Origin of the sequence: Duganella caerulea (assembly GCF_040362985.1) — a bacterium.
GTDB classification, from domain to species: Bacteria; Pseudomonadota; Gammaproteobacteria; order Burkholderiales; family Burkholderiaceae_D; genus Rugamonas; species Rugamonas vulcania.
Genome location: NZ_BPWJ01000004.1, coordinates 435,050 through 458,802, shown reverse-complemented (window position 1 = coordinate 458,802; position 23,753 = coordinate 435,050). Strand labels below are relative to the sequence as shown.

General features: G+C 65.7%; 20 protein-coding genes. 9 read left to right on the top strand and 11 right to left on the bottom strand.

The window, feature by feature from the left end:
* The first annotated feature begins 49 nt into the window (after positions 1 to 49).
* Positions 50 to 1,252, top strand: a complete 1,203-nt coding sequence (locus ACUJB0_RS14795; protein WP_444845890.1) for an L-dopachrome tautomerase-related protein — start codon at positions 50 to 52, stop codon at positions 1,250 to 1,252.
* A 9-nt stretch (positions 1,253 to 1,261) separates the two neighbouring features.
* On the opposite strand, the gene ACUJB0_RS14790 is transcribed toward ACUJB0_RS14795, so the two are convergent.
* On the bottom strand, positions 1,262 to 1,891 hold the full coding sequence (locus ACUJB0_RS14790; RefSeq protein WP_444845889.1) for a hypothetical protein: 630 nt from the start codon (positions 1,889 to 1,891) through the stop codon (positions 1,262 to 1,264).
* A 54-nt stretch (positions 1,892 to 1,945) separates the two neighbouring features.
* Positions 1,946 to 2,827, bottom strand: a complete 882-nt coding sequence (locus ACUJB0_RS14785; protein WP_444845888.1) for a bifunctional helix-turn-helix transcriptional regulator/GNAT family N-acetyltransferase — start codon at positions 2,825 to 2,827, stop codon at positions 1,946 to 1,948.
* Positions 2,828 to 2,931: 104 nt separating this feature from the next.
* Between ACUJB0_RS14785 and ACUJB0_RS14780 the strand changes: the two genes are divergently transcribed.
* Positions 2,932 to 3,294 (top strand): DUF5710 domain-containing protein, encoded by a 363-nt coding sequence (locus tag ACUJB0_RS14780; protein ID WP_161092082.1) that lies wholly within the window; start codon positions 2,932 to 2,934, stop codon positions 3,292 to 3,294.
* 10 nt (positions 3,295 to 3,304) lie between these two features.
* Positions 3,305 to 4,384 (top strand): class I SAM-dependent methyltransferase, encoded by a 1,080-nt coding sequence (locus ACUJB0_RS14775; protein ID WP_444845887.1) that lies wholly within the window; start codon positions 3,305 to 3,307, stop codon positions 4,382 to 4,384.
* On the opposite strand, the gene ACUJB0_RS14770 is transcribed toward ACUJB0_RS14775, so the two are convergent.
* A complete protein-coding gene (locus ACUJB0_RS14770) occupies positions 4,381 to 5,265 on the bottom strand; it encodes a LysR family transcriptional regulator ArgP (protein WP_444845886.1) in 885 nt (294 codons plus the stop codon). The two genes, ACUJB0_RS14775 and ACUJB0_RS14770, sit on opposite strands and share 4 nt — an antisense overlap.
* A gap of 89 nt (positions 5,266 to 5,354) precedes the next feature.
* Between ACUJB0_RS14770 and ACUJB0_RS14765 the strand changes: the two genes are divergently transcribed.
* Both ACUJB0_RS14765 and ACUJB0_RS14760 read left to right on the top strand, forming a co-directional pair.
* A complete protein-coding gene (locus tag ACUJB0_RS14765; protein ID WP_444845885.1) occupies positions 5,355 to 5,960 on the top strand; it encodes a LysE/ArgO family amino acid transporter in 606 nt (201 codons plus the stop codon).
* A gap of 808 nt (positions 5,961 to 6,768) precedes the next feature.
* Positions 6,769 to 8,508: a putative bifunctional diguanylate cyclase/phosphodiesterase gene (locus tag ACUJB0_RS14760; protein ID WP_444845884.1), complete on the top strand. Its 1,740-nt coding sequence runs from the start codon at positions 6,769 to 6,771 to the stop codon at positions 8,506 to 8,508.
* Here the strand turns inward: ACUJB0_RS14760 and ACUJB0_RS14755 are convergent.
* Positions 8,501 to 8,824 carry a hypothetical protein gene (locus ACUJB0_RS14755; RefSeq protein WP_444845883.1) on the bottom strand — a complete coding sequence of 108 codons (324 nt, stop codon included), beginning with the start codon at positions 8,822 to 8,824 and terminating at the stop codon, positions 8,501 to 8,503. The two genes, ACUJB0_RS14760 and ACUJB0_RS14755, sit on opposite strands and share 8 nt — an antisense overlap.
* A 177-nt stretch (positions 8,825 to 9,001) precedes the next feature.
* On the opposite strand from ACUJB0_RS14755, the gene ACUJB0_RS14750 reads away from it, so the two are divergent.
* The 3 genes from ACUJB0_RS14750 to ACUJB0_RS14740 all read left to right on the top strand — a co-directional run bounded on the left by ACUJB0_RS14750 (position 9,002) and on the right by ACUJB0_RS14740 (position 14,746).
* Positions 9,002 to 11,248, top strand: a complete 2,247-nt coding sequence (locus ACUJB0_RS14750) for a TonB-dependent receptor family protein (RefSeq protein WP_444845882.1) — start codon at positions 9,002 to 9,004, stop codon at positions 11,246 to 11,248.
* Complete coding sequence (locus tag ACUJB0_RS14745; protein ID WP_444845881.1) at positions 11,249 to 12,961, top strand: alkaline phosphatase family protein; 1,713 nt, start codon at positions 11,249 to 11,251, stop codon at positions 12,959 to 12,961. It begins immediately after the preceding gene.
* 96 nt (positions 12,962 to 13,057) lie between these two features.
* On the top strand, positions 13,058 to 14,746 hold the full coding sequence (locus ACUJB0_RS14740) for a methyl-accepting chemotaxis protein (RefSeq protein ID WP_444845880.1): 1,689 nt from the start codon (positions 13,058 to 13,060) through the stop codon (positions 14,744 to 14,746).
* A 103-nt stretch (positions 14,747 to 14,849) separates the two neighbouring features.
* On the opposite strand, the gene ACUJB0_RS14735 is transcribed toward ACUJB0_RS14740, so the two are convergent.
* A complete protein-coding gene (locus ACUJB0_RS14735; protein WP_444845879.1) occupies positions 14,850 to 15,035 on the bottom strand; it encodes an oxidoreductase-like domain-containing protein in 186 nt (61 codons plus the stop codon).
* The gene (locus tag ACUJB0_RS14730) at positions 15,032 to 18,094 is read right to left on the bottom strand and encodes a ligand-binding sensor domain-containing diguanylate cyclase (RefSeq protein WP_444845878.1); all 3,063 of its coding nucleotides are present in this window, start codon (positions 18,092 to 18,094) and stop codon (positions 15,032 to 15,034) included. Before ACUJB0_RS14730 ends, ACUJB0_RS14735 begins: the two co-directional genes overlap by 4 nt.
* Before the next feature lie 365 nt (positions 18,095 to 18,459).
* Here ACUJB0_RS14730 and ACUJB0_RS14725 point away from each other — a divergent pair, with 365 nt between their 5' ends.
* Entirely contained in the window at positions 18,460 to 20,136 is a 1,677-nt protein-coding gene (locus ACUJB0_RS14725) for a DEAD/DEAH box helicase (RefSeq protein WP_444845877.1), read from the top strand.
* A gap of 7 nt (positions 20,137 to 20,143) precedes the next feature.
* On the opposite strand, the gene ACUJB0_RS14720 is transcribed toward ACUJB0_RS14725, so the two are convergent.
* The 5 genes from ACUJB0_RS14720 to ACUJB0_RS14700 all read right to left on the bottom strand — a co-directional run bounded on the left by ACUJB0_RS14720 (position 20,144) and on the right by ACUJB0_RS14700 (position 23,637).
* Complete coding sequence (locus ACUJB0_RS14720) at positions 20,144 to 20,995, bottom strand: class I SAM-dependent methyltransferase (RefSeq protein ID WP_444845876.1); 852 nt, start codon at positions 20,993 to 20,995, stop codon at positions 20,144 to 20,146.
* Positions 20,996 to 21,065: 70 nt separating this feature from the next.
* Positions 21,066 to 21,599 carry a hypothetical protein gene (locus tag ACUJB0_RS14715; RefSeq protein WP_444845875.1) on the bottom strand — a complete coding sequence of 178 codons (534 nt, stop codon included), beginning with the start codon at positions 21,597 to 21,599 and terminating at the stop codon, positions 21,066 to 21,068.
* A 22-nt stretch (positions 21,600 to 21,621) separates the two neighbouring features.
* Positions 21,622 to 22,392, bottom strand: coding sequence for a PIG-L deacetylase family protein (locus tag ACUJB0_RS14710; protein WP_444845874.1), 771 nt, complete (start codon positions 22,390 to 22,392; stop codon positions 21,622 to 21,624).
* Positions 22,382 to 23,263, bottom strand: a complete 882-nt coding sequence (locus tag ACUJB0_RS14705; RefSeq protein ID WP_444845873.1) for a GNAT family N-acetyltransferase — start codon at positions 23,261 to 23,263, stop codon at positions 22,382 to 22,384. The genes ACUJB0_RS14710 and ACUJB0_RS14705 overlap by 11 nt, the downstream gene beginning before the upstream one ends.
* Positions 23,260 to 23,637 carry a GtrA family protein gene (locus ACUJB0_RS14700; protein WP_444845872.1) on the bottom strand — a complete coding sequence of 126 codons (378 nt, stop codon included), beginning with the start codon at positions 23,635 to 23,637 and terminating at the stop codon, positions 23,260 to 23,262. The genes ACUJB0_RS14705 and ACUJB0_RS14700 overlap by 4 nt, the downstream gene beginning before the upstream one ends.
* Positions 23,638 to 23,753 lie beyond the last annotated feature (116 nt).

Genomic DNA, 23,753 nt, shown 5'->3' with positions numbered 1-23,753 from the left:
GTTGAGAGGCAAATATAGTGCTCACACCAACCATTTCACGGACGACACCATGACTACCTACCGCATACTCAAACGCACCGTCAGCGCCATGCTGATGACCGCCGCCTTGGCGCAAACCGCCTGGAGCGCGGACGGCGCGCAGCTCGAACGCTGGCGCAGCTACAGCGGCGTGACGTGGGGCGCGGACGCCGCCGCGCAGCAGCCGTTCCACAATTCGGTGAACGCCCCCATCGCCGGCATCCATTTCGACGCCGGCGGACGCGCGTTCGTCAGCACGCCGCGGCTGATTGCCGCCGACTCGCCCGCCACGCTGAGCATCCTCGACACGGCGTCCGACGGCGGCCCGGCTCGTCTGACGGCCTTCCCGTCGGAGGAGGGCAACTCGGTCGCGGCATCGCCCGAGACCAGCCTGCGCAACGTCCTGGGTTTTCACATCGACCGCCGCAACGGCTGGCTGTGGGCGCTCGACATGGGCTTTGTTGCCGGCGAGGCGGAGGCGCCGGCTGGCGGTCAAAAGATCGTGATCTACGAGTTAGGCAGCGGACGCGTTGTAAAACGCATCGCGCTCGACGGCGTGGCCGACCGCAAGGGCAGCTTCCTCAACGACATCGCTGTCGACGAGGCACGCAAGATCGCCTATATCTCCGACAGCGGCCTACGCAGCGCGCCCGGCAATCTGGCGGGGATTATCGTGGCCGACTTCGCCACCGGCGCCAGCCGCCGCGTGCTGCACCGCTATCCGTCGGTGTTGCCGGAGCCGGGCGTGAAGGTGATGTCGCATGGCCAGACGGTGTGGCCCGGCAATCCGCTAACGCTGGGCATCAATGGCATCGCCCTGTCGCCGGATGCGCGCACCTTGTACTGGACCGTCACCACAGGCACGCACGCGTTTTCGATTGACACCAATGTGCTGCGCGCCGCAGCCGCGAGCGCGCAGAAGGTGGCGGCGGCCGTGAAGACGATAGGCGATGTGGGCGGCAACACCGATGGCATCGTCACCGATGACGCAGGCAATCTCTACATCACCGATGTCACCCGCAACGGCATTGTGCGCTTCGATCCGGCCAAGCAGACAATGGCTGTGCTGGCAACCGACGACGGGATCTCCTGGCCCGATACCCCGGCCATCACGCCCGACGGCTATCTTGTGGTCACTGCGAGCCAGCTCAACAATCATTTCGCCGGCGCGGTGAAGGCCGGCAACGAGCGGTATGAGTTGTGGCGCATGCGGCTGGCGCGCAGCAAACGTTGAGCGGCCTGCTCAGGCCTTGTCTGCGGATTCCACCGATCGCACGTCCAGCATCGCGATCACCAGGTCCGCCTCGGTCAGCAGCGCCTTGACCGGGAAGCCATCCTCCAGCGCCACCACGGCGCCGCCGGCGATCTTTTCGTTGCCGGCGGGGGAGTTCGGCATGAAGGCGAATTGCGGGAACTTGCTTTGACCGTGCTGCGCGATGTCGCGCAGGGTGCGCGGGGCGGCGCGCAGCAGGCCGTTGCGCACGTGGCGCTGGCGCTCTTCGTTGCGCTCTTTCAACAGCGTCGTTAGGCGTTCGACTTCCTTGTGCAGACGGTCGGACTCGGCTTGCAGGTTGCGCAGGTCTTCGTCGCTGAGCGCGTCTTCCCATTGCGTCAGCTTCAGCAGGCCGCGTTTGTGCAGCGCTTGCCGTTGCAGGTCGAGGTCGACCGTGGACACGCGCGTTTGATGCGCTTCCAGAGCCTGCTGTTCCTGAACGTCGCCATTGGCGCGGTGCCATTTGTCCCCGAAGTCGAACACGAGGCCGTCGAAGTAGAAATACATCGGCAGGCCTTGTTCGAGCACTTGACGGGTGGTCTGGTTCCAACGGCTGGCCAGTTCGGCCAGCGTCAGGGTGATAGGTTCGATGATAGGCATTGTTGTCGCGAGTGGAATCCAATCCGGGATTTTCTCACAGACGACACCGCGCCATCACTTTATCCGCTTGCGCATGAAGATGGTCGCTTGCGGGTTGTCGTTGTAGCGTGCGCAGCGCTCGTAGCCGAGCTGCTCGTACAGCCGGATCGCTGCGTGCAGGTCGTCCTTGGTGTCGAGGTAGACGGCGTCGTAGCCGGCCTGCGCTGCATGGCTCTCCAGTGCGTGCATCAGCGCCTCGGCCAGGCCGCGCCGGCGGAAGCGGTCGGCCACGTACAGGCGCTTGCACTCGGTCGCGCCGGCCACTTCCTGCAGCGGACGCATGGCCACGCAGGCGGCTGCTTCGCCGTCAACGTAGGCGATCCACATCGCCGAGCTGGCATCGTTGAGGAAGGCGCGGATGGCGTCGTCGTCGTCGCGCAGCACGACGTTGATGACGTCGAAGTATTCATGCAGCAGGTGGCGGGCGTCGTCGAGCTGGTCTGCGGTGGCGCGGATCACGCGCGTGGCCGGCGTCGACAGGATGTGCTGCACCTTGCGCATCGCGTCCAGCAATTCCGCGCGCTGGGTTTCGCCCAACTGTCCCAGCATGCGCACCGTTTCGGCCGAGGCGCGATGGTTGATGTCGGCAATGACCGCCTGGCCGGCGTCGGTCAGGCTCAGCAGGGTGGCGCGCTTGTCCTGCGGCGAGCGCTCGCCGTGGACCAGGCCGCGTTCGCCGAGGGAGCGCAGCAGGCGGCTCATGTAGCCGGCGTCCAGGTCCAGCTTGGTGCGCAGATGGTTGGCGGTGCAACCGGGATTCAGCGACAGTTCGTACATGATGCGGCCTTCGCTGAGCGAATAATCGGTGTCCAGATAGCGCCCGCGCAGCAGGCCCAGATGTACGGTGTAGTAGCGGTTGAATTGACGCACAACGTCGGCCTGCTGTTGCATATCCATTAAATCCTCCAGATGCTTGCTTTTGGCAACTATATTCTTGAAGGGCGGTGCAGTCAACCGGGCGTGCATGTAAAATGACTGCTTCCATTAGCGGAGTAGCGACAATGATGTTTTTAAAAGTTCCGTTTGCGGAAAAAGACGAAGCCAAGGCGCTGGGCGCGCGCTGGAATGGCGAGCGCAAATCCTGGTACGTCCCCGACGGTAAGCCGACCGAACCGTTCGAGCGCTGGCTGGCGCCCGGTGGCGCCGATTTCGTGCCGGCCAAGGCGTCGGTGGCGCCGAAAGCCAAGCCGCTGTCGGTCGATTCGTATGTGGGCAAGTCGGTGGTGGGCAAGTTCTACCAGGAGTTGCCGCACGACTGCAATCCGTTCGAGGCTTGCCCGGTCTGCGCGCCGGTGCTAGCCAGCTCGGGCTGGCAGGCGGCGCACGACAGCGTCGACCAGATGCTTGCCACACTGCGCGCCTGATCCTCGGCCCATGCGGAACGCGCCGGCATTTCGTACCCACGAGACGGCGGCGTTGCCGGTTGCCGGTTTCAGGCATCCGGCCGATCTGTTCGAGGCCTTGTTCCAGATCATACAAGGCGGCGAAAAGCATGTGCGCCCGCCGCTGGAATTGACGCCCGGTTCTCCTTTTCTCCCGTTTATCGAAATCGGTTACGCGCTGCGGGCCTGCGTAGAAGACAAATCGCGCCGCGACTATCTGCTGCAGCGCTTGCTTCCGCACCGTGGCGCGATCATCGGCACCTTGCCGGCGAGCTTGCTGCCGCATGGCATGTTGCCGCGTGCCGCGCCGCCGCCCGATTTTCGTCCGTTGGAACAGATCAGCGACGCCGAGCTGCGCGCCTGGCTGGTGGAGGACGGCGGCTTGATTTACGGCGAGCTCCAGCGCTTCGAGCTGGAGAATTACTTCGATGTGATCGCCCCGCTCATCCGTCCCGGCGGCGTGATGGTCGATCTGGGCAGCGGCCTGGGCAAGGTGGTGATGTCGGCGGCGCTGGCGTTTCCCTTCCAGCGTTGCATCGGCGTGGAACTGATGGGCTACCGGCACGCCTTGGCGGTCCGGCGCCTCGACGCTTTGCTGGCGCTGGCGCGTCAGGGCTTGGCCGCGTTGCCCACGCCGCTGGCGCCCGGCACCCCGCTGCAACTGCCGTTTGGCGGCGAGGCCAGCGGTCGGCACCTGCTTGACCTGGCTTCGCGCATCGCCTTTATCGAGGCGGACCTGTTCAGGGTCGATGTGCGCGGCGCCAGCCTGGTGTTCATGTACAGCACCTGTTTCGGTCCGCTGATGGACGCCATCGCCGGAAAGCTTGCGCGCGAGATGCAGGAAGGCGCGCTGGTCAGCACCACCACCTATCCTTTGAACCATCCGGCGTTCAAATTGCTATACCAATTCCCGGCCGGCACGGTGGCCTGGACGTCGGTCATGCTTTACCAGCGCACTGGAGCGTTGCAGGCCTTGAGTCCGGCCGAGCCGTCCGTCAGCTACGAACCGGACCCGGCCGAGTGGGAAGAACGCGTCCGGCGGGAACTGGCGGCGCTGGATAACAGGCCTTAAAGCAGCCATTTGCGCGCCGTTGAGATCACATTGTCCGACAATGCGCGCGTAAAGGCTGTTTGAATGTCCCACATGTGCCAGATCAGCGGCACGTCCAGATAATCGCCGGGCGTCAGCTCGACCAGCGTTCCCGCCCTTAATTGCTGTTCGCACTGCAATATCGGCAGCATGCCATAGCCGAAGCCCGCCTCGACAAACCGCACAAACCCGTCCGAACTGGCGAAGGAATGATGGGGATAGTGGCCGGTGTAGCCGGTGCGGCGGGCGATGTAGCGTTCCTGCAGCGCATCCTTGCGGTCGAAATTCAGCGCCGGCGCCTGTTGCACGGCGGCTGCGGTCATGCCGTCCGGGAACCAGCGCCGGGCAAACGCCGGGCTGGCCACGCAGAGATAACGCATGGCGCCCAGCGGCGTTGATGTCGTCCCGGCAACTTGCGCCGATTCGCTGGTCACGCAGCCGAATACCCGGCCTTCCCGCAACATCGTCAAGGTATGGTCCTGGTCGTCCAGCCGGATGTGGAGTAGGCATTCGCCGCTGCTCATCAGCGGCGTCACCGCTTCCTGCACCCAGGTCGCGGCGCTGTCGGCGTTGACGGCGATGGCGATTTCCGGCCGCGCCTCGCCGGAATCCGGACGATGCAGCAGCACCGCTTCCAGCAGCCGGACTTGTCGGTAGTGGGCGATCAGCCGCTGGCCGGCCTCGGTGGGCGAGGGCGGTTGGCTGCGGACGATCAGCAACTCGCCGGCACTGTTTTCCAGCATGCGGATGCGCTGCGAAACGGCCGATTGGGTGATGGAAAGCGCAACGGCCGCCTTGTCGAAACTGCCATAATCGATGACGGCGTCCAACGCCGCCAGGCCGCGATAGTCAACTTGCCTCATTAGCACCTCTAATATTTGGTCAGTAATATTAATTATACTTATCTGCCCTGAGAGTTTAAGCTGTCCTCATTGTTTTGGGGAGAAAAAATATGGAAGTGACGGCTTTTTTAAAAGGGATGGGCCTGGGCGGTAGTTTGATTGTTGCTATCGGATCGCAAAACGCCTACCTGTTAAAACAGGCGCTGAAACGCGAATTTGTTTTAACCTGCATCGCCATCTGTGTTATCTGCGACGTTGTCCTGATAGGAATGGGCGTGGCTGGCATGGGGAAGTTAATCGTTGAAGTGCCGGCATTGCTATTCTGGATAAAAATCGCTGGCGCGGGGTTTCTTTTCTGGTATGGCCTGCGCGCAGCGCGGTCGGCTCTGAATCCCGGTGTTTTAAAGGCAGGCGACAATAATCCCGCTGGCGATCGCGGCGCCGTTATTGCCGCCATGTTGGCTTTCAGCCTGCTGAATCCCCATGTTTATCTGGATACTGTTGTGTTGCTTGGATCAATAGGCGGCCAGCAGCCGGGCAATGGACGCTTGTATTTCGCGCTGGGGGCCATGCTTGCGTCATTTGTGTGGTTTAGCAGCCTGGGTTTGGGCGCCCGCTATTTAACGCCGATATTCGCCAAGCCGCGCGCCTGGCAGATATTGGATGGAGTGATCGCGGTGGTCATGTGGGCCTTGGCTGTTTCACTGTTTGCTTGACAGGCCCCCGCCCGCGCTCACCCAGGTCAAGCCGGAAGTTGGCAGGTACATGCCAATTTCTGGCATAAAAAGCAGGGTTGTACGCCCTTTTCCGGGCGAAGATGGGTATTGTGCTAATAGGCAACACTTCGGCCGGCGTGCGATACCGTCTGCGCAGCCGTTCAGCTTACAATGGAGATAGTCACCCCCAAACAGCTCCACAGGATTCCGGGCCAGATGACGGCCGATATATATGAGCACGGACCTCAGCAATTACGCCCACCTCTCCGCAGTAGCGGCAGCCTTTGCGGCCGACGCTATTCTGTGCACATTGCTTATTTTCCTCTGGCTGATGCAGCGCAAGGAAAAGCACGCCTTATTCTGGGGATTGGGACAGCTGTCGGTAATGGTCGGGATTATCACCTGGTTTATCGGCGACCGGGTTTTATCTGAATCGGTGCGTATCCCGCTTTGCGCCGCTTTGCTTAGCGGCAGCATGATCGGTTATTGGAGCGGCACTAAATACTTTCTCGGCGAATTGCATCGGTATCAAATACGCTGGATACTACCAGTCGGAATATTAATTGCTGGAATATGTTATGTCGCTTGGTTGAAAGATCCGGCGATAATTCCGCCTGGCAGTGCAGCCATATTGGGCGTGGTGATGTTCTGGTGCGGGCAGCGTTTGATCAAGCATAAAAACCGCTATCGCCTGTTGGGTATTACGCTTATTCTGCGCGGCAGTTTTAATGTCCTGAGTGCGGTGACCCTGGGACCCGAGTTATATCTGATCTGGTTTGCCGGCACGACCGTCCTTAAAACCCTGAGCATGCTGGGTTTGATCTACGCGGTGCAGGATGAAATCCAGCAACGCTACGCCCGCACCATCGACAGCCTGAGCAACGGCTTCCTGATCCGCGACCGGCGCGGCTATGTCATGGTGGCCAACGAACGCTGCGCCCGCTTGCTGGGTTTTAATGGCCCCGCCGACCTGATCGGTCGCCATGTTTCCGAACTGCTTCCCGGCCTCACCCGCGAAATGGCGGATCAGTATTTCAGCCGTTTCCTGTCCCCCGGCGTGCAATATCCCACCGTCGACAGGGCAACCATTACATTGCACAATGGTAATAAATTGCCGGTTGAGATGCTGGGCTCACCGTACGAGGAACGGGGCCGCTTGTACTGTCTGGTCCAGCTGCTGGACGTCAGCGAGCGCCAAAAAAAGGACGATTTGCTGTACCAGGCCGCGCGCATCGACCCCGTCACCGGCTATTTCAACCGCCATGCGCTGTCCAAGCGGCTGGAGGAGGAGGTCGCCAACGCGGCATTCTCGGACGGCGAGTGCGCCGTCCTGTTCATCGACCTGGACAAGTTCAAGCGCGTCAACGATTCCTTCGGCCACGCCGCCGGCGACGAATTGCTGCGCCAGTTCGCACGCCGCCTGCACGGCATCCTCCGTCCGCAGGACGTGCTGGCCCGTTTCGGCGGTGACGAGTTCATCGTCGTCCTGCCCGGCCTGCCACGGGACCGCAGCGAGCAAATGGCCAGCGACTGCGCGGCCGCCATCATCGCCACCATGGCCGACAGCTTCAACCTGTCGCACCACGCGATCGGCGTATCGGCCAGCGTCGGCATCGCCTGCTATCCCTTGCACGGCGGCGATAGCGATACGCTGATACGCAACGCCGACATCGCCATGTACGAAGCTAAGAAGGCCGGGCGCGGCGAGATGCGCTTCTTCAACGACGCCATGAACGCCGCCGCCAAGGATGCGCTGGTGATCGACGGCGCCTTGCGCGGCGCCATCGAGGCCGGAGAGTTCCGCCTGGTCTACCAAGCCATAACCAATTCCCACACCGGCCAGCTGACCAAGGTGGAGGCGCTGCTGCGCTGGGACAGCGCCTTGCTGGGCCAGGTGCCGCCGGACCGTTTCATACCAGTCGCCGAAGATAGCGGCATGATCGTCGAACTTGGCACCTGGGTGCTGAACCAGGCCTGCCGCCAGGTGGCTCAATGGAAATCCGGCGCACTGGAGGAAATCACCATCAGCATCAACGTCTCGGCCTGGCAGCTGGCCGACCCGGCCTTTGTCGGGCTGGTGCGGCAGGCGCTGGCCAGCAACGGCCTGGCCGCGCGCCAGCTGGAGCTGGAATTGACGGAGCGGGTTTTAATCGACGATGGCGGCCAGGTGCAGGCGGTATTGGCGCAATTGCGCGCACTTGGCGTCAGTATTTCGCTGGACGACTTCGGCACCGGCTATTCATCGCTGAGCTACCTGACCCAGTTCCACCTGAACACGCTGAAGATAGACCGCGCCTTTGTCATGGATATCGAGCACAGCGAGCGCAGCAACAACCTGGTGCACGCCATTATCGCCATGGGCCACAGCCTGGGCCTGCAACTGGTGGCGGAGGGCGTGGAAACCGCCGGCCAGGCGGCCATCCTGGAAAAGATGGGGTGCCACTATCTGCAGGGCTACCATATTTCCCGGCCGATCCCTCCGGAGGAACTGCTGCTTTTTGCATGCGGCCTGCTCGCCAGGCCGCACGCCGATAACTTCGCTATTTAGCGCCCGAGGCGGGAAGCTTCTGCGCCGCCTCGCCGGCGGTCAGGATCCAGATGCGGTCGATCCTGCCTTCGCCGTCCACCGTGTAGTTGATCACGATGTCGCTGCCGCGCAGCGCGGCCGGCATCTCGATCAGGTTGTCCTGGTTGAAGATGCGCGCAGCCGGTGACAAGCGGCGCGTGGCGCCATCGATGCCCACTTCCGGGAAATAGCCGGGCGTCATCTTCCCGCGCTGCGCGTTGGCCGGAAAGGTCCGCTCGGCCGCCCACGCCGGCAAGGCCAGGCAAGCTGCCGCCAGCAATACACACCATCGCCGCATGGGAACCTCCACAAAGGACAAGAGCTTCCAGCTTACCCCAAGTCCGCCCCGGCTGTTGTTGTCATGTCACCAAGTCGTCACATTCCCGTCATCGCCGCGTCACATGCAGTTCCTACAATCTTGCGAGTTTAGTTCCAAGCCTAGTCCACACTAACCAGCAAGAAAGAAGAACAAATCATGCAACAGCGCTTCCCTTTGAAACCATTGTGCCTGGTGGTCCTGCAAGCCCTTGCTTGCCACGCTTACGCTGCCGCCGACGCGGCCGATGCCGCCGCCGACAGCTCGGTGGCCGGCGCCATCGTCGGTCCGGTGCAAACGGTGGAAATCACCGGCCGTGGCCAGTCGCGCCAGGTGCAGAACATCAACAAGGCCGACCTGGCCGAAGCGCTGCCGGGCACCAGCCCGCTCAAGGTGCTGGAAAAACTGCCAGGCGTGAACTTCCAGTCCGCCGATCCGTTCGGCGCCTACGAGTGGTCGACCCGCTTCAGCGTGCGCGGCTTCAACCAGAACCAGCTGGGCTTCACGCTGGACGGCGTGCCGCTGGGCGATATGAGCTACGGTAACAACAACGGGCTGCACATCAGCCGCGCCATCTCCTCGGAAAACGTCGGCAACGTCACCGTATCGCAAGGCGCCGGCGCGGTCGGCACCGCCTCGACCAGCAACCTGGGCGGCACCGTGCAATTCTTCACGCTGAATCCGAGCGACACGCGCGGCCTGACCTTCGCGCAAACCTTCGGCAGCGATTCGACCTCGCGCACCTTCGCCCGTGTCGATACCGGCCTGATCAACAACGCCGTGAAGGCCTACATCAGCGGCACCCGCCAGCGCACCGACAAGACCAAGGGCGAGGGCGGCCAGGACCAGGATCAGCTGAACTCGAAGTTCGTGTTCAACTTCGGCGAGAACAGCCTGACCGGCTTCCTCAACTATTCCGACCGCCGCGAAGTCGACTACCAGGACGTGTCGCTGGAAATGGTGCGCCGCCTGGGCTACGGCTGGGACAACTACCAGTCCGACTGGCAGCGCGCCGTGGACGCCGCACGCAACAAGTTCACTGGCGGCGTCAACAGCCAGGATGACGCGTACTACTCGGCCGGCGGCCTGCGCAAGGACACCATCGGCGGCCTGACGCTGGCGCTGAACTTCGGCCCGTCGGTCGAACTGAAGACCACCGTCTACCACCACGACAACGACGGCCAGGGCCACTGGTACACGCCATACGTGGCGACCGACGCCGCCAACCCGATCTCGCTGCGCACCACCGAGTACTCGATCGGCCGCGACGGCGTCACCAGCGACCTGACCTGGGAACTGGGCAGCCACACCATCACCGCCGGCCTGTGGGGCGAGCGCAGCAACCACAACGTCAGCCGCAACTACTACAAGGTGACCGGCCCGGCCGACACCATGTTCTTCCTGGCCAATCCGTTCCGCACCGACTTCAAGCAGAACTTCGTCACCACCACCTCGCAGTACTACGTGGCCGACACCATCAGCGCCATGGACGGCAAGCTGAAGTTCAACGCCGGCTTCAAGGCGATGGATGTCGACATCAAGGCCACCAACATCATCGGCATCCGCGCCGCCGGCGAGCTCGACGCCGAGAAGAAATTCCTGCCGCAGGCTGGCGTCAACTACGCGATCAGCGCCGACGACGAAGTGTTCGCTTCGGCCTCGAAGAACATGCGCGCGTTCCAGCCGGGCGTGAGCGGTCCGTTCTCGCAGACCCAGGCCGCGTACAACGCCGGCATCGCCAAGCTCAAGCCTGAGACCTCGGTCAACATCGACCTCGGCTACCGCTTCAAGCGCGCCGACATCCAGGGTTCGGTGGCGGTGTACAACGCCCGCTTCGACGACCGCCAGCTGAGCGTGGCCACCTGCGCCGGCATCGTCGGCTGCCCGTCGACCTTCGTCAACGTCGGCAAGGTCGACACCAAGGGCCTGGAAGCGATCGCCGTGTGGAAGCTGAACCGCGAAATCAGCTGGTTCAACTCGTACACCTTCAACGATTCCAAGTACAAGTCGAATTACCAGGACGGCGCCAACCTGGTGGCCGTCAGCGGCAAGCAAGTGGTCGACGCGCCGCGTTCGCTGTTCAACACCGAAGCGTCGTATGAGAGCGGCACCTGGTTCGCCCGCGTCGGCGGCAAGTACACCGGCAAGCGCTACTACACCTACCTGAACGACGCGTCGGTGCCATCGTTCTGGCTGGCCAACCTGTCGGCCGGCTACAAGCTGAAGTCGATGGGCATGTTGAAGGACCTGTCGCTGCAAGTGAACGTGACCAACCTGTTCGACAAGCAGTACATCGGCTCGATCGGCACCAACGGCTTCCAGGCCAGCGACGTCAACGGCACCGCGCAAACGCTGCTGACCGGCGCCCCGCGCCAGGTGTTCGTCACGCTGAACGGCAAGCTGTAAATGGCACGCCCCCTGCTGGCGCTGGTCTGCGGTGCGTTGATGTCTTCGGCCGCCGCAGCGGCCAGCGGGGCGGCCTCCACGCCGATCCAGCACGTGATTGTGCTGGTCGGCGAGAACCGTACTTTCGACAACCTGTACGGCGTCTACCAGCCGCGCAAGGGCCAGACGGTGGCCAACCTGTTGTCGAAGAAAATCGTCAACAAGGACGGCACGCCCGGCCCGCGCTTCGCGGACGCGGCGCAGAAGCTGGGCCTGTCCACCGGCGCCTACACGCCGACGCCGGACTTCAACGGCGTCTACGGCACCTTGCCGCAGCCGTGGGCCGGCGGCGCCTTCGGCCAGCGGCAGGACGTGCCCGACGCGCGCTTCCCGTCCAACCTGCCCAACGGCCCGTTCCAGATCACCCACCACGTCGGCTACGGCGCCCACACCGGCGATCCGACCCACCGCTTCTTCCAGATGTGGCAGCAGGTCGACGGCGGCAAGAACGATATGTTTGTCTGGGTGGCCGACCAGACCGGTCCCGGCCCCAGCAATCCTGCGCCGCTCGCGCCCGGCAAGACCGGGCAGGGCGCGGTGGCCATGGGCTTCTACAACATGGCGCGCGGCGACGCCCCGCTGTTCAAGAAGCTGGCCGACCAGTACGCGCTGGCCGACAACTACCATCAGCCCGTCATGGGCGGCACCACCGTCAACTACTTCGCGCTGGCCACTGCCGATGTCGGCTACTACACCGAGGCCGGCCAGGCCGTCGTGCCGACGGCCAGGCAGATCGAGAACCCCGACGCCCAACCCGGCACCAACAACTGGTACACCGAGGACGGCTATCGCGGTGGCACCTATGTCAATTGTTCCGATCCCGCCCAGCCCGGTGTGGCGGGTATCCGACAGCTGCTGTCGCAACTGCCATACCCGGCTTTTAACGACGGCAACTGCGCGCCCGGCCACTACTACATGGTCAACAATCTCGACCCCGCGTTCAGCCCGATGGGCGATCCGCTGCCGCTGGGGCCGGACAAATTCCTGCTGCCGCCGCAGACCATGCCGCACATCGGCGACGCCATGACGGCCGGCGGCGTGTCGTGGAAGTGGTATAGCGGCGGCCGCAACGACGGCAAGAAAGTCGACAAGGAATACTGCGGCATGTGCGACACGCCAACCTTCTTCAGCTCGACGATGAACGGCCCGGACAAGGACAAGCTGGTCGACCTGATGCAGTTCTACGTCGACGTCAAGGATGCCGCGACCTTCCCGTCGGTGGCCGTGATCGCGCCGTACGACAGCATCTCCGGCCATCCCGGCTACGCCATGGAAACCAGCTTCGATGAGCTGGTGGCCGGCGTGCTGGAGCGGGTGCAGGCCAACCCGGCGCTGTGGAAGAACACCGTGGTGCTGGTCACCTTCGACGAGGGCGGCGGCTACTACGATTCCGGCTACGTGCAGGCGATCGACTTCTTCGGCGACGGCACGCGCATCCCGCTGCTGGCCATTTCGCCGTGGGCGAAAAAGGGCGTGGTCGACCACACCTATTACGACCACGCCTCGATCGCCAAATTCATCGAGCGCAACTGGTCGCTGCCGCCGCTGTCGGCGCGCAGCCGTGACAACCTGCCCAACCCGGTGCACGACAAGGCCACACCCTACGTGCCGCGCAACCGCCCGGCCATCGGCGACCTGATGAACCTGTTCGACTTCGGCGCGGCCCGTCCTTAAGTTGTTGCTCTGAGAACACATTTCCCGTCCCGTGCTGGTGGCGGGACCGACATCGTTGCATACTGGATAGCCCGAGTCAGCGATGAGGAGAATGTGATGAAATGGTTTTACGACTTGAGAATAGCCACCAAGCTCATCGTGTCATTCAGCGCGGTGTTGCTGCTGACCTTGGTGATGGGCGTGGCCTCCATCCTGTCGATGGGCCAGGTCAACCAGGCGTCCACCGACCTGGCGCAGAACTGGATGCCCAGCGTGCGCGCGGTGCTCGAGCTGCGCGGCGACGTCGGCGATTATCGCCGCTGGGAGCTGGCGCACCTGCTCAACGAAGATCCCAAGGGCATGGCCGGCTACGAAAAACGCATGGACGAGACCCTGGCCACGCTCAAGGCCCATCGCCAGGCGTACGAGAAGGTGATCAACGAGGGCGAGGAAAAAACGCTGGCCGGCGAATTCGACAAGAGCCTGGCCGCGTTCATGATCGAACACGAGAAAATGATGACGCTGTCGCGCGCCAACCAGAAGGTCGAGGCGCGCGCCGTGGCCAGCGGTAACTCGGCCAAGCTGCTGGCCGAGCTGACCGCCACCGTCAACAAGCTGGTCAAGCTGAACTCGGACGGCGGCCAGGCGGCCAGCGCGGCCGCCAGCGCCACCTTCAGCAGTGCGCGCTGGACCGCCATCGTGCTGCTGGTGCTGAACATCGTGATCGGCATGGCGCTGGCCGTGTGGGTGGCGCGCATCGTGGCCGCGCCGCTGCAGGAAGCGGTGGCGCTGGCGCGCGACGTGGCCGGCGGCGACCTGACCCGCAGCATCGCCGTCACCTCGGCCTGCGAGACGGGCCAGCTGATGCAGGCGCTGCAGGACATGACCGGCAACCTGCAGCAGCTGGTCAGCCAGGTGCGCAGCGGCACCGACACCATCGCCACCGCGTCCAGCGAGATCGCCAGCGGCAACCAGGACTTGTCGGCGCGCACCGAGGAGCAGGCCAGCTCGCTGGAGGAAACGGCCTCGTCGATGGAAGAGCTGACCAGCACTGTCAAGCAGAACGCCGACAACGCGCGCCAGGCCAACCAGCTGGCGCAGTCGGCGTCCGGCATCGCGGTCAAGGGCGGCGACGTGGTGGGGCAGGTGGTCGGCACCATGGCCTCGATCAACGAATCGTCGCGCAAGATTGTCGACATCATCGCCGTCATCGACGGCATCGCGTTCCAGACCAATATCCTGGCCTTGAACGCGGCGGTGGAGGCGGCCCGTGCCGGCGAGCAGGGACGTGGTTTCGCGGTGGTGGCGTCGGAAGTGCGCAACCTGGCGCAGCGCTCGGCCGCCGCGGCCAAGGACATCAAGCAGCTGATCGGCGATTCGGTGGAGAAGGTGGAGACCGGCTCGCAGCTGGTCGACCAGGCTGGCAAGACGATGACGGAGATCGTCGCCAGCATCACCCGCGTGACCGACATCATGGCCGAGATCACCTCGGCCAGCGTGGAGCAGAGCCACGGCATCGAGCAGGTCAACACCGCCATCCTGCAGATGGACCAGGTGACGCAGCAGAATGCGGCGCTGGTGGAGCAGGCTGCCGCGGCGGCCGAGTCGATGCAGGATCAGGCCGGCAAGTTGAGCGAGGTGGTGAGCGTGTTCAAGTTGCTGGAGACCAGCGCGCCGGCGATGCGTCCGGCGCCGCGCCGCAAGGCGGTGGCGGTGGCGCCGCGCGCGGTGCCGGCGGCGCGCAAGCCGGCCTTGAAGCAGGCCGCCAAGACCGCCACCACCAGCGATGAGTGGGAGACGTTCTAGCGTCGTTCCCGCGCAGGCGGGAATCCATGCTGAGCTGGCTTCGGCGCGGGCGTATAGATTCCCGCCTGCGCGGGAATGACGACGCCGCCGACGACGGCGGCGGCTAGCTCTCGCCGTGCCGCTCGCGCCAGGCCTTGAGCGCGTCGCGATAGCGCTCCAGCTCGTCCTGATACATATCCTCGACACAAAAAGTGCAGCCGCTATGACAGCAATCGCCCGGCGCGGGCGGCTGTGGCGGCTGCGGCATCGGATCGTCTGCCGGCGCCTGGTCCCGGTTCGCGTCCATCATGCCGGCGGCATGGCCAGCAGCGCCATGTTGCGTCCCTTTTCCTTGGCGCGGTACAGCGCCCGGTCGGCCATCTGCACCAGCAGCTCGGGCGAGCTGTCCTCGGTCGGCCGCATCACCGCCACGCCGATGCTGATGGTCAGCATGCCGAACGGCGACTGCTCGTGCGGCAACTGTCTCCGCGCCAGCTCGGCGCAGATTTCCTCGGCCACGCCGAACGCATCGGCCGCGTCGGTGGCGGCCGCCAGCAGCGCGAACTCCTCGCCGCCGTAGCGCGCCACCAGGTCGGTGGTGCGGCGCCCGTGCGCGGTGATCAGCTCGGCCACGGTGCGCAGCGCGGAATCGCCGGCCAGGTGGCCGTAGTGGTCGTTGTACTTCTTGAAGTAGTCCACGTCCAGCATCGACAGCGCCACCGTCTGGCCGGTGCGCGCCGCGCGCCGCCACTCGGCTTCCAGCGCCAGGTCGAAGCCGCGCCGGTTGCTCACGCCGGTCAGGCCGTCGGTGGTGCTGAGCGCGGCCAGCTTGCGGTTCGATTCCTCCAGCTCGCGCGTGCGCGCGGCCACCAGCTGCTTGAGCTCGGCCTGGTGGCGGGTCAGGCGGGCGATGCGGATCTTGTAGGCCAGCAGCAGCGAGCCCAGCACCAGCGCGGCGGCGCCGGCGCGGAACCACCAGCGCTGCCAGAACGGCGGCGTGATGGTGATGGCCAGGGTGGCCGGCTCGGGGTTCCACACGCCCAAATGGTTGGCGGCCTTGACCCGGAACACGTAGTGACCGGGATTGAGGTTGGTGTAGCTGGCGCTGCGGTGGGCGGCGTCGGTCTGCACCCAGTCGCGGTCGAAGCCCTGCAGCTGGTAGGCGTAGCGGTTCTCGGCCGGCTCGGTGTAGTGCAGCGCGGCGAACTCCAGCGAGAACACCGAGGCCTGCGACGACAAGGTCAGCGCGGTGGGCGAGGTGACCGGGCCCTCGGCCTTGACGTTCTCGCCCGGCTTGCCGTCCTGCAGCGAGTGGTTGAACACGGTGATGTCGGTGATCGCCACCTGCGGCGGCACCGAGCTGGTGCGCACGGCCGACGGCGTCACCGCGGTCATGCCGTGCACGCCGCCGAAGTACAGCACGCCGTTCTGGCCCATCGACGAGGAGTTGACGGTGTAGCCCTCGGTCAGCCCGTCCGACGGGCTGAAGTGGCTGACCTGGCCGCTGGCCGGATCAAGCCGGTACAGGCCGGCGATGGTGCTGCACCAGATCTTGCCGTCGAGGTCGTGCTCGATGGCGAGGATCTTGGGCGCGCGCATGGCGGCCGCGTAGGACTTGAAGCTGAGCTTGCCGTCCGCGCCGAACACCACCAGGTCCAGGCCCTTGCTGGTGCCGACCCAGATGCGGCCCTGCGCGTCCTCGTGCAGGCTGGCGATGTTGTCGTCGCTCAGGCTGTTGCGGTCGGCGCTGGCGTGGCGGAAGTGGCGGAACTTGCCGGTGGCCGGGTCCAGCAGGTCGAGCCCGCCGCCGTTCCATTCCGAGCCGGCCCACACGCGGCCGGCGCGGTCCTCCAGCACCGCCGAGGTGCCGTTGACGCTGCGCGTGCTCGGGTCCTGCGGATCGTTGTAGTAGATCTTGCGGGCGTCGGTCTTGCTGTCGTAGCGGATCAGGCTGTTGCCGGTGGCCAGCCACAGCACGCCGCCGGCGCCGGGCGCGATGGCGTTGATGTAGTCGCTGGCGGTGTTGCCGAAGTGGATCACCTGGAACGGGCTGTCGGGTGTGTCCAGCCGGTTCAGGCCGTTGGACGTGCCCAGCCACAGCGGGCCCTTGCCCTCGTCGTCCTGGTACATGCTGTAGACGATCGAGTGGCTCAGCATGCCCGGCTTCTTGTCGTCCGCGTGGTAGGTCTTGATGACGGTGCTGGTGCCCGGATCGTACAAGCTCATGCCGACGTTCCCGCCCAGCCAGATGCGCCCGCCTGGCGCGCGGGCCAGGCTCAGCAGTGCGTTGCTGGCCGGCGCCGAGCGGCTGTCGATGCGGAACGGCACGTGGCGGGTGAAGCCCTCGCTCGACAGGTTGGCCAGGCTGATGCCGTCGGTGAAGGAGGCGATCCACAGCATGCCGCCGCGGTCCTGCATCACCGCGCGCAGGTTGTCGCCGGGCAGGCTGTAGGGATCGTCGGCCGCGTGCACGAACTGGTCGAACTCGCCGTTGGCCTCGTTCCAGCGCAGCAGGCCGGCCGACAGCGTGGTGCACCACAGCGTGCCCTTGTTGTCGACATTGAAGTTGGTGATGCGGCTGTACGGCGAGGCGATGGCCTGGCGGGTGTCCCAGTCGCGCTTGCCGTCCCAGCGGATCACGCCCGACTCGGTGCCGATCCACAGCATGCCGTTCCTGTCGAACTGCAGCGCGCGCACGATGTTCACGCGCGCGTCCGGCTTGGGCGCCGGGTCGACCTGGTGGTGGCGGAAGGTGGTGGCGCCCGGCGCCAGGTAGTCCAGCCCGCCCGGCCAGGTGCCGATCCACACGCCGCCCTGCGCGTCCAGCGCCAGCGCGTTCAGGTCGTTGCTGGCCAGGCTGGCGGGATCGGCGTCGTCGTGCGCGTAGACGGTGAACTTGCCGGTGTTGGGATCGAAGTGTTGCAGGCCGCCCCAGCTGCCGACCCACATGCCGTTCTTGCCGTCGGAAATGATGTTCTTGATGATGCGGTGGTTTTTGGGCGCCTTGCCGGCCGGCGCGAACAGCGTGAAGTCGTTGCTCTCCGGGTTGAAGCGCGCCAGCCCGTTCTGCGTGCCGGCCCAGATGCGGCCCTGGCGGTCCTCGTAGATGGCCGAGACGCGGTCGTGCGGCAGGCTGTGCGGGTCGGACGGGTTGTTGGTGTACTTGACCGCCTGGTAGCCGTTGTAGCGGTACAGGCCGTTGGTGTGGGTGCCGACCCAGACGAAGCCCTTGCGGTCCTGCAGCAGCGACAGCATCGACGGCTCATCGCCGCCCAGCGGCCCCAGCTTCTTGAAGCGCAGCGACGGCGCCGGCGCGGCGTTGGCGTCGGCGGGCGGCAGCCAGGCCAGCAGGAAACTCAGTATCAGCAAACAGGACAGCAATAGGGAAGGGCAGCGGCGCAGGACCGGCGGAAGCACATGCATGGTGGTGGGATATCCGGTGGCGTAACGGGTTGCGCGGGCGGAGCTGCGCACGAATGTAAACGATATTCTGATCAGATTGGCTATTATACATACCATTGATGCAAGGGTTTTAATATAAAAGCCGGCGGTTTTTAGCGCAGTTGCCGGAAATTAGGGTATAGTTTACGGCGCTCATTGTATCCTGCTAAGCGCGCGCCGCCCCGCCGGTCCTTCCGCACTTCCTCCAAGTCGTACACCAAGCCCGGGCCGGCAGCGCAGATCTGTTAATTGAAGAAAGCTTGGCTGTCCGCCGCAGGGCCGCCGCACACATTATGTCCGAAACCGAGATCACCACCCCGACCGTTATTGAGTCCGCCGCTCCGCAAGCCGCTGCCGACGCCGTGGCCGCCGCTGCGCCCGCCGTCGAAGTTGCGCCAGCCGCCGAAGCCGCTGTCGAAGCCGCGCCGGTTGCCGCCCCCGCTGTCGAAGCCGCGCCAGTCGCCGCCGCGCCAACCGCTGTGCCAGCCGCCGCCGAACCCGACCAGGTCCGCTTCGCCGACTTCGGCCTGTCGCCGGCCATCCTGCGCGCGCTGACCGACCAGGGCTATGTCCACCCGACGCCGATCCAGGCCCAGGCCATCCCCGTGCTGCTGCAGGGGCGCGACGTCATGGGCGCGGCCCAGACCGGCACCGGCAAGACCGCCGGCTTCGCGCTGCCGATCATCCAGATGCTGCTGGCCCACGCCAGCGCCAGCACCTCGCCGGCGCGCCACCCGGTGCGCGCGCTGATCCTGACGCCGACCCGCGAACTGGCGGTGCAGGTGGCCGAGAACGTCAAGGCCTACGCCCAGCACACGCCGCTGCGCTCGACCGTGGTGTTCGGCGGCATGGACATGAAGGGCCAGACCGTGGTGCTGAAGGCCGGCGTCGAGATCGTCATCGCCACGCCGGGCCGCCTGCTGGACCATGTGGAACAGAAGAACATCAGCCTGGGCCAGGTGCAGATGCTGGTCATGGACGAGGCCGACCGCATGCTGGACATGGGCTTCCTGCCCGACCTGCAGCGCATCATCAACCTGCTGCCGGCCAAGCGCCAGAACCTGATGTTCTCGGCCACCTTCTCGCCGGAGATCAAGAAGCTGGCCAACACCTTCCTCAGCAACCCGGTGACGATCGAAGTGGCGCGCAGCAACCAGACCGCCGACAAGGTCACCCAGGTGGTCTACAAGGTGCCGGAAAACCAGAAGCACGCATTGACCGCGCATCTGCTGCGCCAGCGCGAGCTCAAGCAGGTGATCATCTTCTCCAACACCAAGATCGGCGCCTCGCGCCTGGCCAAGGGGCTGGAGCAGGAGGGCATGAAGGCGGTCGCCATCCACGGCGACAAGACCCAGCAGGAGCGCATGGCCGCGCTGGAATCGTTCAAGAAGGGCGAGATCGACATCCTGGTCGCCACCGACGTCGCCGCGCGCGGCCTCGACATCACCGACCTGCCGTGCGTGATCAACTACGACCTGCCGTACAACGCCGAGGATTATGTGCACCGCATCGGCCGCACCGGCCGCGCCGGCGCCTCGGGCGACGCGCTGTCGATCTACTCGGACAAGGATGAACGCCTGCTGGCCGACATTGAAAAACTGATCAAGCAGACCATCCGCCGCGGCGAGCTGACCGGCTTCAACCCGGCCCCGAGCTATGGCGGCGACGAGCGCGGCGAACGCCGTCCGCGCCGCGAAGAGGGCGGCCGTGGCGCGCCGTCGTCGTTCTCCTCGTCCTCGTCGTCTTCCAGCGGCCGTGGCGAGCGCGGCGACCGTGGCGAGCGTCCACCGCGCGCCGCCGGCGCACCGACCTACGGCAGCCGCCGCGAGAAGGTCGATCCGTGGTTCCTCAAGCCGTACGAGCCGGCCAAGGCGCCGGCGCCGGTCGCCACCGCCAGCCTCGGCGGCGCGGCCACGGCCAAGCCCAAGCAGAAGCTGGCCTTCCTGCTGGGCGGCGCGCCCAAGCAGTAAGCCAGGTTCAGGGTTTGCGGTAGACGCAGACCACGATGTCGCTGGGGAAGGCGCGCAGCACCGGGATCGTCAGCATGACGGCCGCGTACTGCGCGTAGATGCTCAGCCAGCTACCCTGGCCGGCGCAGCGCAGCCGCTCCAGCATGCTCTTGGCGCGCACCGCCGGCAGCTCGGCCTTGAGCCGCAGTTCCAGTCCTTGCTGCCCCACCAATTTGCTCAGATTCCCGGCCTCGAAGTAGTGCACGTGCGGCGACGGCAGGCCCTTCTGCCACAGCCGCTCGAACGGCGCCCGCCAGCCGGCGCGCGCGAACAGCTTGGACAGGCGATAGAAAAATCCCCGGCTGTTGGGCAGGTTCAGGATCAGGATGCCGCCCGGCGACAAGCGTTCGCGGCAGGCGGCCAGCGCCGAATGGATGTCCGGGATATGCTCGATCACGTCATTGAAGACAATCACGTCGAAGCGTTCGTCCGCCTCCAGCGCGTCGGGGAAGAAGCCGTTGCGCACCGGCAGGCCGCGGGCGGCGGTCTTCTCCGCCACGGCCGTATCCGGCTCCATGCCCAGCACCTCGAACTTGCCGCGCGCGGCCTCCAGGAACCAGCCGTGCGCGGCGCCCACGTCCAGCAGCCGGCGCGCGCCGGGCGGCGCCAGCGCGGCCGCGTAGCCGACGATGGTCTCGAAATTTTCCTGGCGGATGGCCTTCAGGCCGGCTTCGCGCTGGGCCTCGTCCACGTGCACATGGACCTCGGCGTCGTTGATGGTGGGCAGCAGCGCCGCGCTCTCGTAGCGGCAGGACGGACAGACACGATGCCAGGACGACAGCCCCGGCGCCGTTTGTTGCTTACAGACGATGCAATTCATTGGATCCCCAGGTAAAGCGTACGAACGAGGGGTTAAATGTATAGCAATATTGGTGGCGAGGCCAGCGTTTTCAAGCGCGGCGCGCGGCCGGCGCCGGCCGCGCCGGCAGCAGCTTGAGCAGGCCGTCGCGCACCAGGTTGGACAGCTCCTGTTCCAGGTTGCGGTGCGACAGCGCCGCCATCGCCACCGAGCACACGGTCGTCAGCAGCACCGACGGCCGGGTATGCCACAGCGCGTACGTCACGCCCAGCGCCAGCATGTTCCAGGCCAGCTGCCGGCTACGCACGCGCAACCATGGCTGGCTGTACAGCCAGCCGATCGCCACGCCGATCAGGAACTCCAGCACGAAGGGGCTGGTCACGATGCTCAGGTAGCCGACCGGATAGACCGGACCGCCCTCGACGCTGAGATTGAAGCCGCGCTCGGCGTACGGCAGCACCAGCACCGTCAGCACCACCCAGGCCACCAGCGCCACCCAGCGCAGGCGCTTGAACAGCATGCTGGCGGCGAAGATCAGGTAGAAATACATCTCGAATTCCAGCATCCAGGCGACCACCAGGGTCAGGCCGAAGTACGGCGCCTGGCGCGGATCGGCCGGCAGCATGCCCAGCGTGTGCCACCAAAACTCACCGGTGCGCCAGCCACTCCGTCATATTTTGTTGCATCGCTTCCCAGGTGTAGAAGCGGCGCTGCTCGTAGTACAGCGGGCCGTCGTGCGGGCGCTGCGCCAGCCGCGCCAGCGCGACCGGCTGCAGCTGCTGGCTGCCGTGGCGCAGGTAGTGCCACAGCACGAAGGGGAACAGGCCGACCCAGGTTTTCCACTGGCTCGGATAGCGCAGCAGCCGGCCCAGGTGGCGCACACGCGCGCCCCAGCCGATGGCCGCGCGCTCGACCGCGCCGTTGGCCGCCAGCGGCGCCAGCACGTTGAACCACGGCGCCCGCCGCCCCAGGGCGTTGTACAGCGAGTACTGGCGCAGCCGCGCGAGCAGGCCCAGCTTTTCGGCCGCGTGGGCCGCCAGGAAGTGCAGCGCGTCGTGGTCGTGGTGGCCGCCTTCCCAGGCGGTCACGCAGATCAGTTCGACGTCGTCGAAGGACGCCAGCCAGTCGCGCAGCCAGTCGCCGGCCGCCGCCATGTGGCGCGGCAGGGTGCCGTCGACAATGGCCAGGCGGTCGCCGGCGAAGGCCACCTCGCGCGCGTCCACGCCCATGCCGGCCAGCACCGCCAGCGACTCGGCGTTGCGGCGCGGGCCGGAGCCGCCCGCGCCCTCGGTCAGGTAGGCGCAGGCCACCCGGCGCCCGCGCCGCAGGCTGTCCTCGATGGCCTGGAACACGCCGTACTCGTCGTCCTGGTGGGCGAACAGGAACAGCGCCGTGCCGGCGGTGCGCTTAGTAGGCATCGAAGTCGAGGAAGCTGAAGCGGATCGCGGCCGGATCGAGCTGCGCCACGCGCCCGGACAGCGAGCGGTAGATCAGGTTCAGCGGCGACGGCCGCAGGCGCTGCGGGATCGACGGGTAGCCGGTGAAGCGGCGTTCGCTGTCCGGCACCAGGCCGAGGAACAGGCGCGCCGGCGCCCAGCCGCCCGCCACCTGGTTGGCGTCCGGCGCGGCGCCGGCCGGCAGCGCCAGCTCGCCGTAGGCGCGCGCCACGCTCAGCGCGGCGGCGTCGAACTGCCACAGCGCGCCGCGGCGGCGCATGCGCACCGGGTTGTCGGGGTTGGCGCAGCGCCAGGCCAGCGCGGCCGCGCTGCGCTGGCGCTCGAAGCTGACCGCCGCGCCCTGGCCGTGCGGCCGCGTGCCGACCCCGCCCCAGCCCAGCCGCGCCTCCAGCGGCCGCACCAGCTGGAAGCCCAGCTTGCGGATGAAGCCGGGCGTGCTGTTGGCGTTGGCCACGCCGTAGACCGCGTCGTAGCCCTGCTCGCGGGCGCTGTCGTAGGTCAGCGCGGCCAGCTTGGTGAACAGGCCCTTGCCCTGGTAGTCCGGATGGGTGGCGGTGTTGAGCGACAGCAGCACGCGCACGTCCTGGCCGCCGATGCGCGCCACACCCGGCACGCACACGTAGTGCGCGGCCAGGCGCTCGCCGTCCCAGGCGTCGTAGCCGGCCGCCGCGCCGTCCGGATTGTCGGCGTACAGCCAGCGCAGGTAGGCCGGTGTGAACTTGGACGCGTCCGGGAAGCAGGCGGCGAACAGCGCGCCGTACTTGGCCAGCGCGGCCTCGTCGTAGCGCACCGGCGCGAAGGTCAGGGTGGGAGTGGCGATGTCAGCAGTCATTTGAATACCCAGAATTTACTCAACAGGAAACCGTTGGCGGCCACCACCGGCAGCGAGACCAGCTTGCCGGCCAGCGGACTGCCCAGCAGCTTTGTCGCCAGCGCCACCAGCAGCAGCGTCAGGCCGTAGTTGACGGCCACCACCACCAGGTAGCGCCACATGCTGTGGCTCTGGCTCAGGCGGGCGAAGGTGATGCGGGCGTGGAAGGCGTAGTTGACCACCAGCCCGGCCACGAAGCCGAGGCTGGCCGCCGTCAGCGGCGGCAGGCCGGCGCGCAGCGCCAGCTGCATCAGGCCGATGTCGATCAGCGCGGTCAGCACGCCGCCGGCCACGAAGACCAGGAACTGGCGTTGCAGGAACATCTGTTTAACCATGAAGAATGCGATCCGAAGGCCGAAGGGCTGCCATTTTAGCAGCGTCCGCTCGCGGCGGGGGCAAAGCGGTGGGCCGCTGCGGTGTGCGGCATGACCGGACTCCTGTACAATTTCGC